Source organism: Leisingera thetidis, from assembly GCF_025857195.1.
Taxonomy (GTDB): Bacteria; Pseudomonadota; Alphaproteobacteria; order Rhodobacterales; family Rhodobacteraceae; genus Leisingera; species Leisingera thetidis.
On the sequence record NZ_CP109787.1, the window covers coordinates 433,849 to 451,305 of the forward strand.

The window sequence follows — 17,457 nt, forward strand, 5'->3', positions numbered from 1 at the left end:
CCACTCCAAACATGACTGCGGAATCTATATTTAATAAAATACGCATCTACAAGTCCTATTATTGGAGCGGCAGCCGCCGCGCTGCGCAGCCACGGGGCGCCGCGCAGCGGGGGGCCGGGACGCCGGGCGGGTTACTCCGCGACGCAGTCGGCGAAGAAATGCGTCACGCCATCGGGGCCGGTTTCCTGCACCAGACCGTGGATATCGGTCTCGAACCCCGGGCATTCGCGCCCGAATTCGCGGTTGAACTTGAGGTATTCCACGATCTTCCGGTTGAACACTTCGCCCGGGATCAAGAGCGGAATGCCGGGCGGGTAGGGGGTCACAAGGCTGGTGGTGATGCGTCCTTCCAGCTCGTCGATCGGCACCCGCTGGGTGGTGCGCCGGGCGATGTGGCTGAACGCCTCGCTGGGTTTCATCGCCGGGGTCAGGTCGCTCAGGTACATCTCGGTCGACAGCCGCGCGACGTTGCTGCCGGCATAGAGCGCATGCACATGCGCGCACAGGTCGCGCAGGCCCATCTGCTCATAGCGCGGCTGCATTCCGCAGAAATCGGGCATCGCCCGCCACATCGGCAGGTTCCTCGCATAGTCGTCCTTGAACTGCTGCAGCGCCGTCAGCAGGGTGTTCCAGCGGCCCTTGGTGATGCCGATGGTGAACATGATGAAGAAGGAGTAAAGCCCGGTCTTCTCCACCACCACGCCGTGTTCGGCCAGGTACTTGGTGACGATCGAGGCGGGGATGCCCCAGTCCTCGAACCGGCCGTCGAGGTTCAGGCCGGGGGTGATGATCGTCGCCTTGATCGGATCCAGCATGTTGAAGCCCGGCGCCATGTCGCCGAAGCCGTGCCAGCTGTCCTCGCCGCCCGCCTGCACGCCGTCGGCGTCGGTCTTCTTCAGCACCCAGTCCTTGGTGCTGCCGATGCCTTCCTCGGCCAGATCGTCCGGCCCCCAGACCTTGAACCACCAGTCGTCGTCGCCGTATTCCTCGTCGACCTTGCGCATGGCGCGGCGGAAATCCAGCGCCTCGATGATGCTTTCCTCGACCAGCGCGGTGCCGCCCGGCGGCTCCATCATCGCCGCCGCCACATCGCAGCTGGCGATGATCGAATACTGCGGGCTGGTGGAGGTGTGCATCAGGTAGGCCTCGTTGAACAGGTGCCGGTCCAGCTTGGTCTCCTCGCTGTCCTGTACCAGCACATGGCTGGCCTGGCTGATCCCGGCCAGCAGCTTGTGGATCGACTGGGTGGCATAGGTCACCGAATGCTTGGTGCGGCCGCGCTTGCGGCCCATCGCGTGGTAGCTGCCGTAGAACGGATGAAAGGCGGCATGCGGCAGCCAGGCCTCGTCGAAATGCAGGTTCTCGGCATAGCCGTCGAGCAGCCCCTTGATCGCTTCGGTATTGTAGAGAACGCCGTCATAGGTCGACTGGGTCAGCGTCATGATCCGCGGTTTCACCGCCTCGGCATCGGTATCCTGCAGCAGCGGGTTGGCGCGGATCTTGGCCTTGATGCTGTCGATCTCGAACTCCGAATGCGGGATCGGGCCGATGATGCCCCAGTGGTTGCGGGTCGGCTTCAGGAACACCGGAATGGCGCCGGTCATGATGATCGAATGCAGGATCGACTTGTGGCAGTTGCGGTCCACCACCACCACGTCGCCCGGCGCCACCGTGTGATGCCAGACCATCTTGTTGGAGGTCGAGGTGCCGTTGGTGACAAAGAAACAGTGATCGGCATTGAAGATCCGTGCCGCATTGCGCTCCGAGGCGCCGATGGCGCCGTTGTGATCCAGAAGCTGGCCCAGCTCCTCCACCGCGTTGCAGACGTCGGCCCGCAGCATGTTTTCGCCGTAGAACTGGTGGTACATCTGCCCCACCGGACTTTTCAGAAACGCGACGCCGCCGGAATGCCCCGGGCAATGCCACGAATAGGACCCGTCCTCGGCATAGTCCAGGAGCTTTCGGAAGAACGGCGGCTGGATGCTCTCGAGATAGCTTTTCGCTTCGCGGATGATGTGGCGGGCCACGAACTCCGGCGTGTCCTCGAACATGTGGATGAAGCCGTGCAGCTCGCGCAGGATGTCATTGGGCAGGTGGCGGCTGGTCTTGGTTTCCCCGTAGATGTAGATCGGCACATCGGCGTTCTTCCAGCGCACCTCCTCGATGAACGCGCGCAGGTTCAGCACCGCCGGGTCCAGGTCCGGGCCGGGGGTGAACTCCTCGTCGTCGATCGACAGGACAAAGGCGCTGGCACGGGACTGCTGCTGCGCAAACTGCGACAGATCACCATAACTGGTGACACCCAGCACCTCGAAGCCCTCGTCCTCGATGGCCTGCGCCATGGCGCGGATGCCGGACCCGGAGATATTCTCGGATCGGAAGTCTTCGTCAATGATCACAATGGGGAAGCGGAATTTCATGCAATTCTCCTAGCGGGCATCCAGCCCGTTCGGAGATTACAGATTGGCCGCGGCGATGCCAACGCCCGCTGCGCATCAGGGCGGCTTTCTGCTGCGCGGATGCAGCAGGGGCGGCCTGCACCGGCCCCGTGTGCGATTGCCCGTGCCGCCGGATCACCGCGGCTGCGCCGCCGGGCGGGCTGAACGTGAATATAGTTGACTCTGTCAATCAACTGGTTGACAGTGTCAATTATTATGACAGATGACCCCTTCCGCCTTCACCAGTCCCTCGGCTACCGGATCACCATGCTGGCCCGGGTGATCGAACGCCGCTTCGAGCAGCGGATCGCAGAATTCGGCCTGACCCGGGTCACCTGGTGCGTGCTGCTGGCGGCGGGCCGGGAGGGGCTGGCCACCCCGTCGGAGATCGCGGCGTTCATCGGCATCGACAGAACCGCCGCCTCGCGCGCCCTGCGCCAGATGGAGGCGCAGGGCCTGATCACCCGCAGCAGCGGCACGGGCGACGGCCGTTCGATCCGGGTGGCGCTGACCGCTGCGGGGCAGGCGGCCCTGCAGGCGGTTCTGCCCATCGCGCAGGAGAACGCGGCCCATTTCGAAGCCAAGCTGACAGAGATCGAACTGGCAGGGCTGCGCCAGGCCGCGGCCAAATTGCTGCAGGACGAGCCGCGCATCGTCGCCAAGCTGTAACAGGACGGGAACCGATCATGGGCAAACTGTTTTCCTACCGCAACCGGCCCGTGCATCTGGGCCCGTACCCGATGGAGACCCTGGCGCGGCAGGCCGAGGCTGCGGGCCTCGACACAGTGCCGCCGCCGGCGCAGGTCAGCTTCCGCCGGCCCGGCGCACCACTGTCGATCGTCAACGCGATGCGCGACTATCAGGCGATGCTGGATGCCACCCGCGACGGGCTGGTAAAGCAGGAACGGGCAGACATCCCTGCCGGCCCGCAGGACCGCGCCGATCACCTGAAGGCGTTCGGCTATTTCTGCGATGCCTCGCTGGCCGGAACCTGCACGGTGCCCGCCGCCGCCTGGCTGGGCGCGCCGCTGGCCAATCCGGACGTGGCGGCGCTGGCGGACACCCTGCGCAGGAAACAGGCCAAGACCTTTGCCTCCGGCATCGACGCGGTGATGGCGGGCCTGCGCGACACGATGCAGGCCCCGCCCGCGGACTGCCGCCACCACACCCATGCGCTGGTCTATGTCTACGAATTCCCCCGTGATCCCGAACCGGGGGAGGACGGCACCGGGTGGCTGGCAGACGCACAGGCGCAGCGGGCCTGCCTGCGGGCGGCGGAAACCGCGGTGACGCTGGCAAATTACATCCGCCTGCTGGGCTGGGACGCGCGTGCCCACACCGGCGCGGCCAGTGACGTGCACCTGGGCGGGCTTGCGGTGCAGGCCGGGCTGGCGGCGTGGGAAAACGGCGCGCTGAGGAACCCCTTCCTCGGCAGCCGCTTCGGCATCGCCGCCGTCACCACCACGCTGGAACTGGCGCCTGATCTGCCGCTGGTTCCGGGGCAGAAACCGGGGCCGGGCTACCGCTACGGGCTCGGCGCCCATGCCAAAAGCGCCGCCACCCGCGACCCTTATGCCAAGCGCCGGTTCAGGGACGGGCCGCACCCGTTCGAGACCCTGAAAAGGGTGGAGGATCCCACCACCTATATCGACGAGGTGAACGTCGCGCGCGTTCCGAAACGCGCCGACATGTTTGCCCGCGCCCTGTTCGGCGACCTCGGCAAAGCCCCGCAGGAGGCGGCAAAGAACGGCAACTACGTCCGCAAATCCTCCTCTGCCTTTGCCTTCCGCTCTTCGCTCGCGGCCTTCGTGCTGCTGCAGGACGGCGCAGCCGCGCCGCAGGCCGCCCCCGGCGCCGCCGACGCCGCCCGCAACGCCGCCAATATCAAGGCCGCGGCCTATTTCCTCGGCTGCGATGCGGTCGGCATCTCGCGCTGCCCGGACTGGGCCTATTACTCGCATGATGCGGCGGGGGAAAAACTGGATCCCTATCACGAGAACGCCATCAGCATCATCATCGACCAGGGGCACGAGACGATGGAGGGCGCCTCCGGCGACGACTGGATCGCATGTGCCCAGTCGATGCGCGCCTACCTGCGGTTCTCGCTCCTGGGCGGGGTCATCGCGCAGCAAGTCCGCAACCTCGGCTATACCGCCCGCGTCCATTCAGTGATGGACGGCGAGGTGCTGCAGCCGCCGCTGCTGCTTCTGTCAGGCCTCGGCGAGGTCTCCCGCATTGGCGAGGTGATCCTGAACCCCTTCCTCGGCCCCCGCCTGAAATCCGGCGCCATCACCACCAGCTTGCCGATGACCCACGACAAGCCCGTGGACTTCGGGTTGCAGCGGTTTTGCGAGGCCTGCAACAAATGCGCCCGTGAATGCCCCTCGGGTGCCATCACCGCCGGGCCGAAGCTGATGTTCAACGGCTACGAGATCTGGAAATCCGACAGCCAGAAATGCACCACCTACCGGGTCACCGTGCCGGGCGGCGCGATGTGCGGCCGCTGCATGAAGACCTGCCCCTGGAACCTCGAAGGCCTGTTTGCCGAAGCCCCCTTCCGCTGGGCCGCGATGAACATCCCTGGCAGCGCGCCTCTTCTGGCCAAACTCGACGACGCGCTGGGCAACGGCGAGGTGAACGCGGCCAAGAAATGGTGGTGGGATCTGGAGATGGAGGACGACGGCCCCTATGCCCCCTCGCGGCATCCGGTCAACGCCCGCAAGCTGGCCAGGGATCTGGATCTGAAATACGAGGATCAGACCCTGGCGGTCTACCCGGCGCCGCTGGCACCGCCGCCCTATGCCTGGCCTGCGCCGATGGACCGCGAGGCGGGCATCGCGGCCTATCAGGCGATGATCCCCGCCGCCGAGCACAAGCGCCGCCGCGCCGCGGGCCTGCCGCCGGAGCATGTGTATGCCGCAGATCAGGGTTCCGCGCCGGTGATGCGGGTGCGCCTGTCCAAGGTCGAACACATGACGGACGCCGTCACAAAGTACGAATTCTCGATGCCGGACGGATCGCCCCTGCCGCCCGCCGCCGCAGGCGCCCATATCGGCGTGGTGGTGGCCCCGGAATACTTCCGCCAGTATTCGCTGTCGGGCGATCCCGCCGACACCTCCAGATACCAGATCGCGGTGCTGCGCGAGGACGCAGGCCGCGGCGGCTCGCGCCTCCTGCACCGGATCTTCGAGGAGGGGCGGATGGTGTTCATCTCCAAACCGGTCAACCATTTCCCGCTGGTTGAGGACGCCGCCAGATCCTACCTGATGGGCGGCGGCATCGGGGTGACGCCGATGATCGCCATGGCCCACCGCCTGCACGCCTTGGGCCGCGATTTCGAGTTCCGCTATTCATGCTCGGAATTGGCAGGCGCAGGGTTTCTTGAGGATCTGAAAAGGGTGCCGTGGGCTGATAAAGTGCATCTCCATTTCTCGGATCAGGGCACCCGCGCGGACCTGAAGGAGGTGCTGCGCTACCAGGAAGGCAGCCATGTCTACACCTGCGGTCCGGATGCCTACATGCAGGCGGTGCTGGACACCGCGCGGGCCAACGGCTTCCCGGAGGAAAACTGCCGCATGGAGTATTTCTCGGTTCCTGAGCAGCCCGAATATGAAAACCATCCTTTCACCCTGAAGCTGGCGAAATCGGGGCGGGAAATCCGGGTGCCCGCAGAAAAGACGGCGGCAGACGTGCTGGCGGAAAGCGGCATCCATGTGGACGTGAAATGCTCCGACGGTATCTGCGGTGTCTGCAAATGCGGGCTGGTCTCGGGGGAGGCGGATCACCGTGACTTCGTGCTGTCGAACAAGCAGCGCCAAGGCGCCATCATCCTCTGCCAGTCCCGCGCGCTGGAACCGGAGGGCGTGCTGGAAATCGACCTGTGAGCAACTGGCGGTGCAATTTTCTTAAGTTAAGAAAATTGCCAAAAGTTTTATGAAAACTTTTGCGCGCGGGGCAGACGCCCCGCAGCCGAAGGCCCGCGGCACTGCGGCAACCGCACAAGCCGCCAGCATGATGCGCCGGGGCTGCCCTCCATCCCGCGGCCCGGCGCGGCCTCCAGATCAGCAGTGCCATTGTGCTGCCCTCCCGGCGGCAGGCCAACGGGCGGCAAGACCTACAGCGGCGATCCTTCGCGCATCTTGTCCTGCTCCGCCGGGGTCGGCGTGTGGTTGAACACATAGGCGGTGCGGCAGGCCTCCTCGCCGCCCAGTTCCCCGATCCTGCGGCGCTGATCGGCAAAGGCACGGGCATTGACCGCCTCCGGATCGCAGATCGCATGCAGCCGGCGCAGGCCTTCTGCCAGCGCCGCCCTGGTTTCCGGGTCGTCCACACCGTCCGCCGCCCGGTCCGCCTGTTCGTGCGGGTCGGCTTCCAGATCGAACAGCTGTGGCTGCAGCCCGGCGTAATGGACGTATTTCCATTTGCCCCAGCGCACCATGAAGGCGCCGGTTTTGGAGCCGCCGTCGTGGTATTCGCTGAACCCGGTGCGGGTCTCGTCATACGGGGCGCTGGCGATATGGCGCAGCGACACGCCCGGCAGCCCCGTGCCGTCTGCCGCGCCGCAGATCTCCCGCGCGGTGGCGGCAATGTCGGTCAGGCTGGTGCAGGTCGCCACTCTTTGCCCTGCCGGAATGCCCGGCCCGGCGGCGATCATCGGCACGCCGGCGCTGGCCTCGTACATCACCTGCTTGGTCCAGAACCCCTGGTCCCCCATCATGTCGCCGTGATCCGAAACATACAGGATCACCGTGTTCTCCAACTGGCCGCCCGCCTCCAGCGCCTTGATCACCCGCCCCGCGCAGTGATCCATGAAGGACGTGAGCCCGTAGTAGGCGGCCTTGGCCTCGCGCATCTTCCGTTCGTCGAAATAGTCATCGTAGTTGAAGAAGGCGGCGATATTGCGCAGCTCCGCATGGTCCGGCAGCCCCTCGCCATAGCCCACCGGCAGGTCCATCTCTGCCGGGTCGTACAGGCTGTACCATTCCTCGGGGCAGGTGAGGGGGTAGTGCGGGCTGACCAGCGACACGAAGGCTGCCCAGGGCCGGTCCCGGCGCTTGGGGTCCGCCAGCCAGTCCTCTGCCGCCCGGGTGATGGCCAGGTCATAATCGGTATAGGTGCTGGAGCCTGTGCCGACATCGCCCGCCAGTTCCGCCGCCGAGTCATAGGGCGGCGGGTTCTCCCGCAGGAGCCCGATCGCCCAGCCGACACCGCCAACCACATGCATCGGCAGGATCTCCTCGCTGAACCCGTTGTCCTCCTCGCCCGAGCGGAAGTGCAGCTTGCCGATCGACACCACCTCGCGCCCTGCGTCGCGCAGCTGATGCATCCAGCTGCGCGGGCTTCCGGCATAGGGCGTCGCGCTGTCCCAGTGGCCGGTCCTGTGCACCCAGTCGCCGCTGGCCAGCGCCGCCCGCGCGGGCACGCACATCGGCGACGGCGTATAGGCCGAAGTGAACATGGTGCCGCGCGCCGCCAGCGCATCCAGGGCCGGAGTCCGCACGATCGGATGGCCGGCGCATCCCATCGCATCCTTGCGGTGCTCGTCGGCGACGATAATGAGGAAATTGACCGGTGCCGTTTGAGCGCTGTTCATGCTGACCTCCCGTTTGGCAGGCCGAACCACCATGGCCAGGGCTGCAGGGCATACTGTTCTGGAAATCCGCGCCGCAATCCAATAGATAAATTTCCTATCGTCCAATAAGAAAATTTATGGCCCGGCATGGCGACACCGATGAAATGGCTGCACAGCTTCGAAGCCGTCGCACGGCTGGGCAGCATGACGCTTGCGGCGCAGGAGGTGGGCCTGACCCAAGCGGCGCTCAGCCAGCAGATGCAGGCGCTGGAAACCCAGCTGAAGCTGCAGCTGTTCAACCGGGAGCCCCGCGGCGTTTCGCTGACCCCCGCCGGCGCCCGGTTCTACAGCGACATTTCCCCCGGACTGGAACAGATCGGCAATGCCCTGAAACGCTACCGGCAGCCCCGGAGCAGCCGCCTGCGCATCCTGTCGAACGCCAGTTTCGCGCTGCGCTGGCTGTTTCCCAATCTGCCCCGCTTCCAGGCCGGCCACCCCGCCATTCAGGTGGAAGTCCGTACCGCCCTGTGGCGCCCGGAGCATCACGGCTACGGCCCGGATGCGGAGATTTTTCTTGGCGGCCCGGTCCGGCCGGCGCCTGCCAGGGCGATCGTGCGGTGCCAGCTGGTGGCGGTCCGGGCCGCCGCCAGCCCCGAGGACCCCGGGGACGCGCCGCTGCCGGTCATCCGCATCAGCGGCCAGGAGAGCCTTTTCGAGGAATGGCTCAAAACGCCGTATTTTGCAGGCCGCACGGTCCGTCAGGACATCGAAGTGGACAGTGTGCACGCGGCGGTAAGCCTGGCCGCCGCCGGTGCCGGCTGGACGCTGAGCCCTTCGTTCCTGGTGCAGGCAGATGTGCAGGCCGGCCGGCTCTGCACCGCCGCCGCCGGGATAACGTCCCCCAAGCGTGCCTACTGGATGCAACTGAAAGACAGCCCCAGCGCAGCCGCCGAAGCCTTCCGCGACTGGATCGCCGGGGAGATGGCGCAGGCCGGGCAGGGAGCCGGCTAAGGAAGGCAGACTCCGGCGGCTGATAGCCAAGCCGCACTATCAGGTGGTTTTCTTCTCCGCCTCCGCGGCCGCGTCATATTCCGCCCGCGCCGCATCGATCACCGGCAGATGCTCCAGCGCCCAATGCCCCAGCGCGCGCAGCGGCTCGCGGAACGACTCCCCCAGCGGCGTCAGCGCGTATTCCACCTTGGGCGGGATCGTCGGGTAATAGGTGCGGCTGACCAGCCCGTCACGCTCCAGGCTGCGCAGGGTCAGGCTCAGCATCCGCTGGGAAATCCCCAAATTCCGCTTCAGCTCGTTGAACCGCAGCACCCCGTATTGCGCCAGCGAGATCACCACCAGCACGCTCCAGCGGTCCCCGACCCGCGACAGCACCTCGTTTATGCGGCTGCAGTCCGGGCATTTGGCGGCGTCTGCCATGGCGGTTCCTTCCGTGTTACCGGGGCTCAGACCTGTGCCTTCTTGCGCCCCTTCCAGTGCCCCTTATATAGCCAGTCACAAATCTATACCACCCTTGGAAACCTGCCGTGAAAGGATCAAAGAGATGAGCACGAGCACCCTGATCGAGAAGCTGAACTGGCGCTATGCCACCAAGAAGATGGACCCCGCCAAATCCGTGCCGCGGGAAAAGGTGGAGCAGATCCTCGAGGCGGTCCGCATGGCGCCGACCTCCTCCGGCACCCAGCCGTTCGAGGTGTTTGTCATCACCAGCCCCGAGGTCCGCGCGCGGATCCGCCCGCACGCCTGGGATCAGGCCCAGATCACCGACGGCTCGCATCTGTTGGTTTTTGCCGCCTGGGACAACTACTCCGAAGACCGCATCGACGCCGTCACCCGCCAGATGACCGAGGAACGCGGCGAGATCCCGATGCTGAACCAGTATTACGACAACCTCAAGGCCACTTACCTGCCGCGCGAGGAACGCACCAACCACGATCACGCCGCCCGCCAGGCCTATATCGCGCTGGGCTTTGCCCTGGCCGCCGCGGCAGAGCTGGAAGTGGACAGCACGCCGATGGAAGGCTTCGACCCGGCAAAGGTCGATGACATCCTGGGCCTCCGGGACAAGGGTCTGCGCTCGGTGGTGCTGCTGCCGCTGGGCTACCGCCAGGAGGAAGGCGACTGGCTCCTGCCGATGAAGAAGGTGCGCAAATCCCGCGACACCATCGTGACCGAGATCGCCTGAGGCGGACGGCGCGGGCGGCAGGCGGCGGACCGGCCGCTTGCCGCTGCTGCCGCCAGCTTCCCCTTGCGCGCAGCCGGGAATCCGCCTATACGCGCGCTGTCAATACAGGGGCGGCCAACGCCCGGGTGGCATATCTGAGCAGGGCTGAGGACCACCTCGGCCCTTTGTGTTTGTTGATCAGATGTGCTTCGGGCCACGTTCTGTAGGGCGAAACCAAGACCGGCGGAGACAACCGCCCGGCCGGAAAACTTTAGTAAAGGAAACCTGAGACCTCATGGCTCAAAACACATCGATGGAGGAATTCGAAGCCCTCCTGAACGAAAGCTTCGAAATGGACACTCCGGACGAAGGTTCGGTTGTCAAAGGCAAAGTGCTGGCAATCGAAGCCGGCCAGGCCATCATCGACGTCGGCTACAAGATGGAAGGCCGCGTTGATCTGAAAGAATTCGCAAATCCCGGCGAAGCGCCCGAAATCGCCGTTGGCGACGAGGTCGAAGTCTATCTGCGCTCGGCTGAAAACGCCCGCGGCGAAGCCGTCATCTCCCGCGAGATGGCCCGCCGCGAAGAAGCCTGGGACCGCCTGGAAAAAGCCTACGCAGACGATCAGCGCGTCGAAGGCGCGATCTTCGGCCGCGTCAAGGGCGGCTTCACCGTCGACCTCGGCGGCGCTGTTGCCTTCCTGCCCGGTTCGCAGGTTGACGTCCGCCCGGTGCGCGACGCCGGCCCGCTGATGGGTCTGAAGCAGCCGTTCCAGATCCTGAAGATGGACCGCCGCCGCGGCAACATCGTGGTGTCGCGCCGTGCGATCCTCGAAGAGTCCCGCGCCGAGCAGCGTGCCGAAGTCATCGGCAACCTGACCGAAGGCCAGGCAGTGGACGGTGTCGTCAAGAACATCACCGAATACGGTGCGTTTGTTGACCTCGGCGGCGTTGACGGCCTGCTGCACGTCACCGACATGGCATGGCGCCGTGTGAACCATCCTTCCGAGATCCTGTCGATCGGCGAAACCGTCAAGGTTCAGGTCATCAAGATCAACAAGGAAACCCACCGCATCTCCCTCGGCATGAAACAGCTGCAGGAAGACCCGTGGGATCTGGTTGGCGCCAAGTACCCGCTCTCCTCGGTCCACAAGGGCCGTGTCACCAACATCACCGATTACGGTGCATTTGTTGAGCTGGAGCCGGGCGTCGAAGGTCTGGTGCACGTCTCCGAGATGTCCTGGACCAAGAAGAACGTCCACCCGGGCAAGATCGTTTCGACCTCGCAGGAAGTCGACGTCATGGTTCTGGAAATCGACGGTGCCAAGCGCCGCGTGTCCCTGGGCCTCAAGCAGACCATGCGCAACCCGTGGGAAGTCTTCTCGGAAAACAACCCCGAGGGCACCCAGGTCGAAGGCGAAGTCAAGAACATCACCGAATTCGGTCTGTTCATCGGCCTCGAAGGCGACATCGACGGCATGGTTCACCTCTCCGACCTGTCCTGGGACGAGCGCGGCGAAGATGCGATCCAGAACTACCGCAAAGGCGACGTGGTTCAGGCCGTTGTCTCCGAAGTGGACGTCGACAAAGAGCGTATCTCGCTGTCGATCAAAGCTCTGGGCGGCGACAAGTTCGCTGAAGCGGTTGGCGGCGTGAAGCGCGGCTCGATCGTGACCGTGAACGTGACCGCAATCGAAGACGGCGGCATCGAAGTGGAATATGAAGGCATGAAGTCCTTCATCCGCCGCTCCGACCTGGCCCGCGACCGCGCCGACCAGCGCCCCGAGCGTTTCTCGGTTGGCGACAAGGTCGACGTCCGCGTCACCAACGTCGACTCCAAGACCCGCCGCCTGGGCCTGTCCATCAAGGCGCGCGAGATCGCGGAAGAAAAAGAAGCTGTCGAGCAGTACGGCTCCTCGGATTCCGGCGCATCGCTGGGCGACATCCTGGGCGCCGCGCTGAAGTCGGGCGACTAAGCTCCGGCCTCACGGCGAAGACCCGGAAGGCCCCGCAGGTTTCTGCGGGGCCTTTTTTCTGTCATTGGAGGCTGCGGCGGGCGCCCGGCGCCGGGCCGGTTTCTGCCGCAACCGGCGCCGAATCAAACCGCGCCGCCCTGGCCGCGCTGCCGCCGATGCCGCGCCGCGGCGGCGCCCGGCCGGCCGGGAATGGCCGTTTGCGGCCGAAAAACCGGGTGAACAGCCGCCGATTTGCCTGCCGCAGCCGCGGCATTTTGTTCCCATTCACGGAATTTTCCCTATACTCTCAGAATAATAGCCAAAACATTCCGGCGGCCTGGGAGGAAAAAGAACATGATCCGCTCTGAGTTGATTCAGAAGATTGCAGATGAAAACCCGCACCTGTATCAGCGGGATGTGGAGAGGATCGTGAACACGGTGTTCGAGGAAGTGACCGATGCGATGGCCCGCGGCGACCGGGTGGAGCTGCGCGGCTTCGGCGCCTTTTCGGTCAAGAAGCGGGACTCGCGGGTCGGCCGCAACCCCCGCACCGGCGAGACGGTCCACGTCGATGAAAAACACGTGCCGTTCTTCAAGACTGGCAAGCTCTTGAGGGACCGCCTGAACGGGAAAGCCTGATGCGTTACATTCGCTACGCGGTTCTTGCGGCTCTGGCCATCGTGCTGGTGTCGGTGTGCCTGGCCAACAGCGCCTTTGTCGAGCTGAAACTGATGCCCGAGGCGCTGGGTGAGCTGTTCGGCTTCAACCACAGCATCGCGCTGCCGCTGTTTGCGGTGGTGCTGGGCGGGGTTGGCGCCGGCCTGGTGATCGGCTTCCTGTGGGAATGGCTGCGCGAGCACAAGCACCGCAGCGAAGCCGCCCAAAAGGCGCGCGAGGCCCGCAGGCTGAACCGCGAAGTGGCGCGGCTGAAGAAACAGAAGAACGAAGGCAGGGACGAGGTTCTGGCGCTTCTGGACGATGCAGGCTGACGCCGCCATGACGGATATCCGCGTCAAGATCTGCGGGCTGTCGGCGCCGCGGGATGTCGCGGCCGCGGCTGCGGCGGGGGCGGCCTACGCGGGCTTTGTCTTCTTCCCGAAATCGCCGCGCAACGTGGGCCTGGACCAGGCCGCGGCGCTGGCCATCGCGGCGCCCGCCGGCCTGTGCAAGGTGGCGCTCACCGTGAACGCCACCGACGCGGATCTGGATGCCATCACCGCCGCCGTGCCGCTCGACATGCTGCAGCTGCACGGCAGGGAGACCCCGGAGCGGGTGGCAGAGGTGCGCGCCCGCTACGGCCTGCCGGTGATGAAGGCAGTGGGCATCGCCGATGCCGCCGACCTGCCGCAGATCGCCCTGTTTGAACAGGCGGCCGACCAACTGCTGATCGACGCCAAGCCGCCCAAGGAGGCAGAGCTGCCCGGCGGCAACGGCCTCGCCTTCGACTGGCGGCTGCTGGCCGGGCGCAAATACTGGCAGAAACCCTGGATGCTGGCGGGCGGCCTGACGCCTGAGAACGTGGCGGACGCCATCCGCATGACCGGCGCCCGCCAGGTCGACGTCTCTTCCGGCGTCGAAAGCGCGCCGGGAGAGAAGGATGCGGGTCTGATCGAAGCCTTCACCACGGCCGCCCAGTCGGCCCGCGGCTGACGGCCCGCACCGCCGCGGCCTTCCGCGCATGACGCAGAGGGCAGAATTTGAGTATTTGGACAAAGAAGAAGCGCCCACCTGTGTCTTCTTCTTTGCATAAATACTCACTGCGCAACCGCAGTCCCGGGGCGCACCGGCCAGGGTGTTGCGCCCCCTGCGCGCGCTGGCCTCACCTGATCTTAAGCGGCTTTTGCGATGCTCCTTCCCGATCGCGGTCACCGCCGGGCCTGACACCCCCGGCAACCAGGAACAGGGCCCCAGTCCTTGGGGACGTGCAGAGACAACGTTCAGCACCCGGGCGGATACGCCCGCCCGCCTCCGCCTTTTGGCGGCGCCGCCATCCTTATTCTCCTGATCTTCAGGACAGGCAGCACAGCACAGTTCAGGCAGGCAGGACCGGCAGGGCAGGGCCCCGGCCGGCCCGAGCGGCCTGCACGAAGCCCTCTTTACCAAGGCAGCGCCGCGCTATAGTCATTGCGGGCGCTGCGAGAGAGAGGGAACACCCATGGCCGACGATCTTTTCAACAGCTTCATGAACGGTCCGGATGAAAACGGCCGCTTCGGCATCTTTGGCGGGCGGTTTGTCTCGGAAACCCTGATGCCGCTGATCCTGAGCCTGGAAGAGGAATACAACCGCGCCAAGGACGACCCTTCCTTCTGGGCCGAGATGGAGGATCTGTGGAAGCATTATGTGGGCCGTCCCAGCCCGCTGTACCATGCCGAACGCCTCAGCGCCGAATTGGGCGGCGCCAAGATCTACATGAAGCGCGACGAGCTGAACCACACCGGCGCGCATAAGGTGAACAACGTGCTGGGCCAGATCCTGCTGGCGCGGCGCATGGGCAAGACCCGGATCATCGCCGAAACCGGCGCCGGCCAGCACGGCGTCGCCACCGCCACCGTCTGCGCCAAGTTCGGCCTGAAATGCGTGGTCTACATGGGCGCGCATGACGTCCGCCGCCAGGCCCCGAACGTGTTCCGCATGCGGCTTCTGGGCGCCGAGGTCATTCCCGTCACCTCCGGCCGCGGCACCCTGAAGGACGCGATGAACGACGCGCTGCGCGACTGGGTGACCAACGTGCGCGACACCTTCTACTGCATCGGCACCGCCGCGGGGCCGCATCCCTATCCGGCGATGGTGCGCGACTTCCAGTCGATCATCGGCAAGGAAGTCCGCTGGCAGTTGGCCGAGCAGGAGGGCGAAGGCCGCCTGCCGGACACCGTGATTGCCGCGATCGGCGGCGGCTCCAATGCCATCGGCCTGTTTTACCCGTTCCTGGACGATCCATCGGTGAACATCATCGGCGTCGAGGCCGGGGGCAAGGGCGTCGACGACCGGATGCAGCATTGCGCCTCCCTCACCGGCGGTCGCCCCGGCGTGCTGCACGGCAACCGCACCTACCTGCTGCAGGACGAGGACGGCCAGATCCAGGAGGGCTTCTCGATCTCCGCCGGGCTGGATTACCCGGGCATCGGGCCGGAGCATTCCTGGCTGCATGAATCGGGGCGCGCCGAATATGTCTCAATCACCGACAAGGAGGCGCTGGAAGCCTTCCAGGTCAGCTGCCGCACCGAGGGCATCATCCCGGCGCTGGAACCTTCCCACGCGCTGGCCCATGTGATGAAGATCGCGCCCAAGCTGCCCTCGGACCACATCATCGTGATGAACATGTGCGGCCGCGGCGACAAGGACGTGTTCACCGTCGCCAAGCACCTGGGCTTTGACATGTCCGACACCGAGGAAGGCCGCACCTTCGAGGAGTGAGACCGGACAGCCCGGGAAAAAAATACAGGCGCTCTGCGGGGCCAGCCCTTTGCAGTAAGTGATGCGGCCCAAGGCATAGAGCCGTTCAGGACAACACGATGACGAACAGCCAGTTCCCGAAGAAATCTTCGGGAGCTGGCTGTGATTGATGTCGACTTGGCGGACAATCCCGCCTTTCGCTGCGCCTGCTTGGATTTCGCTGCGTCTGCGCGGGCGCCGGGAGGTCGGGCGGGGAAGCTGTCTTTCTCCGCAAATGCGAAGACGCCTTTCGTTTGCGATCAAAGCGGACTTTCAAATCTCAGACCTTCGTCGGCATTATCGCTCCCTCAGGTAGAGGGATCTGGTGAAAGTAGGCAAGCTGGTTGTTCCAAAACTCATGGGGACGGATTGTTCCACTGTGGCGGTTGTGCCTGGACCAGACGCAATTTCGAGATGTGTGATTGGCGGAATAGCCATTGATCGAATGGCGTAAGCTGCCTTTCCACCGGCTGGGTGGTTCCTTTTGAAGGGTTGGTTGCGGTAGAGGCGCGAAAGTAGCAACATCAGGAAACGGTAAATTCCGGTTCGCTTTGATGCTTCTTAAGAGAAAGGCGGAGAACTCCCCGCCTTTCAAATTCATTTCTGCGATGCCACGAGACAGGTCATTTCTAGAAGCAGCGTAGCTCCGGCCAATGCGGTGATTTCTGCATTGTCATAAGGCGGAGAGACCTCGACGACGTCGGCACCGATCAGGTTCACGCCGCCAAGCTTGCGGATCAGCGATATCGCCTGCCATGTGGTAAGCCCCCCGCACACCGGTGTGCCAGTGCCTGGCGCAAAGGCAGGGTCCAGCGCGTCAATGTCAAAGGTCAGGTATGCCGGGCGGCCGCCGACGGCCTCTTTGATCCTTGCCACGGTTGTTTCAACGCCCTGCTCATGCACAAACTCGGCGGTCAGCGTGTTGAAGCCGTGCGATTTGGCGTTGTATGTCCGCAGGCCCACTTGAATTGAATGCTCCGGGTCCACGATGCCGTCTTGTGCGGCGTGATAGAACATCGACCCATGGTCAAACCGCTTAGGCTGCTCTTCCCATGTGTCGGAATGAGCATCGATCTGGATGAGGGAGACCGGCCCGTGCCGCTCGGCCTGTGCCCGCAAGATGGGGGCGGTGACGGAATGGTCCCCGCCCATCGTCAGCAGGAACGCATCTGATCCCAGAATACCCTTAGCTTCCTGGTAAACCGTTTCAGGGATGTCTACCGGGAAGCCTGGGTCAAACGTGCAATCGCCGTAATCAACCATCCGCAGCTTTTCAAAAGGATCAAAGTTCCAATGCCACGGCCCGCCGTCCCAGGCGACATTGGTCGACGCGGTGCGAATGCCGCGCGGTCCAAACCGGCAGCCGGGCCGGTTAGTAACGCTCAGATCGTAGGGCACCCCCCAGACGACGATGTCGGCCCCTTCGAGGTCACGCGAATATTGTCTGCGAAACAAGCTGTTTGCACCGCTATAGGTGGGCTCATATCCCATGCCGTACTGATGATGTCCTACAAAGGCGCGGTCGGTTGCATCTACCATGATTTCGTCTCCCAAATCAGAAGGCGACAGCGTTGAAGAATGATTTCCAAGCGTATCGGGTAGTCCGTTGCGGTTCAAAAATGCGCATCATGCGTGAGCTGGCGCAAATCGAAAGAATGAAACCCTTGATCAGGTAAGGCCTAATCGCAAGTCGCTGCCTTGCTGCCCGAACTGGCAGTCTTTCATGCCATGTTACTTGGGTGCAGGCTGCGCTGGAACGGGGCCAATGCCCCGTTCCCTGTTTTTGCGGAAAGACCCTCTCGCCGTTTGGCGGGCCCTTGCGCTCAATCAGTTTGCCTCAAGCGGCTGGTCGGGCAACTTCGGTGTTCCGCCGGATTTCTCGAT

At 64.6% G+C, this 17,457-nt stretch carries 13 protein-coding genes; 9 read left to right on the forward strand and 4 right to left on the reverse strand.

What is annotated here, in order from left to right:
- Nucleotides 1–131 precede the first annotated feature (131 nt).
- On the reverse strand, nt 132–2,420 hold the full coding sequence (locus OKQ63_RS02160; protein ID WP_264212335.1) for an arginine/lysine/ornithine decarboxylase: 2,289 nt from the start codon (nt 2,418–2,420) through the stop codon (nt 132–134).
- Nucleotides 2,421–2,654: 234 nt separating this feature from the next.
- On the opposite strand from OKQ63_RS02160, the gene OKQ63_RS02165 reads away from it, so the two are divergent.
- Both OKQ63_RS02165 and OKQ63_RS02170 read left to right on the forward strand, forming a co-directional pair.
- Entirely contained in the window at nt 2,655–3,107 is a 453-nt protein-coding gene (locus OKQ63_RS02165; protein ID WP_264212336.1) for a MarR family winged helix-turn-helix transcriptional regulator, read from the forward strand.
- Between the two features lie 17 nt (nt 3,108–3,124).
- On the forward strand, nt 3,125–6,322 hold the full coding sequence (locus OKQ63_RS02170; protein ID WP_264212337.1) for a 2Fe-2S iron-sulfur cluster-binding protein: 3,198 nt from the start codon (nt 3,125–3,127) through the stop codon (nt 6,320–6,322).
- A gap of 230 nt (nt 6,323–6,552) precedes the next feature.
- Here the strand turns inward: OKQ63_RS02170 and OKQ63_RS02175 are convergent, their stop codons facing one another.
- The gene (locus tag OKQ63_RS02175; protein ID WP_264212338.1) at nt 6,553–8,031 is read right to left on the reverse strand and encodes a sulfatase-like hydrolase/transferase; all 1,479 of its coding nucleotides are present in this window, start codon (nt 8,029–8,031) and stop codon (nt 6,553–6,555) included.
- A gap of 126 nt (nt 8,032–8,157) precedes the next feature.
- Between OKQ63_RS02175 and OKQ63_RS02180 the strand changes: the two genes are divergently transcribed.
- On the forward strand, nt 8,158–9,021 hold the full coding sequence (locus tag OKQ63_RS02180) for a LysR family transcriptional regulator (RefSeq protein ID WP_264212339.1): 864 nt from the start codon (nt 8,158–8,160) through the stop codon (nt 9,019–9,021).
- A 39-nt stretch (nt 9,022–9,060) separates the two neighbouring features.
- Here the strand turns inward: OKQ63_RS02180 and OKQ63_RS02185 are convergent, their stop codons facing one another.
- Nucleotides 9,061–9,441, reverse strand: coding sequence for a winged helix-turn-helix transcriptional regulator (locus OKQ63_RS02185; protein WP_264212340.1), 381 nt, complete (start codon nt 9,439–9,441; stop codon nt 9,061–9,063).
- Nucleotides 9,442–9,565: 124 nt separating this feature from the next.
- On the opposite strand from OKQ63_RS02185, the gene OKQ63_RS02190 reads away from it, so the two are divergent.
- The 6 genes from OKQ63_RS02190 (at nt 9,566) to trpB (ending at nt 15,555) form a co-directional block, all read left to right on the forward strand.
- Nucleotides 9,566–10,207 carry an NAD(P)H-dependent oxidoreductase gene (locus OKQ63_RS02190; RefSeq protein WP_264212341.1) on the forward strand — a complete coding sequence of 214 codons (642 nt, stop codon included), beginning with the start codon at nt 9,566–9,568 and terminating at the stop codon, nt 10,205–10,207.
- A gap of 274 nt (nt 10,208–10,481) precedes the next feature.
- Entirely contained in the window at nt 10,482–12,161 is a 1,680-nt protein-coding gene (gene rpsA / locus OKQ63_RS02195; protein WP_264212342.1) for a 30S ribosomal protein S1, read from the forward strand.
- A gap of 333 nt (nt 12,162–12,494) precedes the next feature.
- A complete protein-coding gene (gene ihfB / locus OKQ63_RS02200; protein ID WP_264212343.1) occupies nt 12,495–12,779 on the forward strand; it encodes an integration host factor subunit beta in 285 nt (94 codons plus the stop codon).
- Nucleotides 12,779–13,129, forward strand: a complete 351-nt coding sequence (locus OKQ63_RS02205; RefSeq protein ID WP_264212344.1) for a LapA family protein — start codon at nt 12,779–12,781, stop codon at nt 13,127–13,129. Before ihfB ends, OKQ63_RS02205 begins: the two co-directional genes overlap by 1 nt.
- A gap of 7 nt (nt 13,130–13,136) precedes the next feature.
- Entirely contained in the window at nt 13,137–13,790 is a 654-nt protein-coding gene (locus OKQ63_RS02210; protein WP_264212345.1) for a phosphoribosylanthranilate isomerase, read from the forward strand.
- A 505-nt stretch (nt 13,791–14,295) separates the two neighbouring features.
- On the forward strand, nt 14,296–15,555 hold the full coding sequence (trpB, locus tag OKQ63_RS02215) for a tryptophan synthase subunit beta (RefSeq protein ID WP_264212346.1): 1,260 nt from the start codon (nt 14,296–14,298) through the stop codon (nt 15,553–15,555).
- A 615-nt stretch (nt 15,556–16,170) separates the two neighbouring features.
- Here trpB and speB read toward each other — a convergent pair.
- Nucleotides 16,171–17,112, reverse strand: a complete 942-nt coding sequence (gene speB / locus OKQ63_RS02220) for an agmatinase (protein WP_264212347.1) — start codon at nt 17,110–17,112, stop codon at nt 16,171–16,173.
- Between the last annotated feature and the right edge of the window lie 345 nt (nt 17,113–17,457).

Excerpts from the sequence above, each read along its gene's own strand:
- OKQ63_RS02190 (WP_264212341.1), top strand. The coding sequence starts at position 9,566 with ATGAGCACGAGCACCCTGATCGAGAAGCTGAACTGGCGCTATGCCACC.
- speB (WP_264212347.1), bottom strand. The coding sequence starts at position 17,112 with ATGGTAGATGCAACCGACCGCGCCTTTGTAGGACATCATCAGTACGGC.
- OKQ63_RS02205 (WP_264212344.1), top strand. The coding sequence starts at position 12,779 with ATGCGTTACATTCGCTACGCGGTTCTTGCGGCTCTGGCCATCGTGCTG.
- OKQ63_RS02180 (WP_264212339.1), top strand. The coding sequence starts at position 8,158 with ATGGCGACACCGATGAAATGGCTGCACAGCTTCGAAGCCGTCGCACGG.
- ihfB (WP_264212343.1), top strand. The coding sequence starts at position 12,495 with ATGATCCGCTCTGAGTTGATTCAGAAGATTGCAGATGAAAACCCGCAC.
- OKQ63_RS02175 (WP_264212338.1), bottom strand. The coding sequence starts at position 8,031 with ATGAACAGCGCTCAAACGGCACCGGTCAATTTCCTCATTATCGTCGCC.
- OKQ63_RS02185 (WP_264212340.1), bottom strand. The coding sequence starts at position 9,441 with ATGGCAGACGCCGCCAAATGCCCGGACTGCAGCCGCATAAACGAGGTG.
- OKQ63_RS02160 (WP_264212335.1), bottom strand. The coding sequence starts at position 2,420 with ATGAAATTCCGCTTCCCCATTGTGATCATTGACGAAGACTTCCGATCC.
- OKQ63_RS02210 (WP_264212345.1), top strand. The coding sequence starts at position 13,137 with ATGACGGATATCCGCGTCAAGATCTGCGGGCTGTCGGCGCCGCGGGAT.
- trpB (WP_264212346.1), top strand. The coding sequence starts at position 14,296 with ATGGCCGACGATCTTTTCAACAGCTTCATGAACGGTCCGGATGAAAAC.
- OKQ63_RS02170 (WP_264212337.1), top strand. The coding sequence starts at position 3,125 with ATGGGCAAACTGTTTTCCTACCGCAACCGGCCCGTGCATCTGGGCCCG.
- OKQ63_RS02165 (WP_264212336.1), top strand. The coding sequence starts at position 2,655 with ATGACAGATGACCCCTTCCGCCTTCACCAGTCCCTCGGCTACCGGATC.
- rpsA (WP_264212342.1), top strand. The coding sequence starts at position 10,482 with ATGGCTCAAAACACATCGATGGAGGAATTCGAAGCCCTCCTGAACGAA.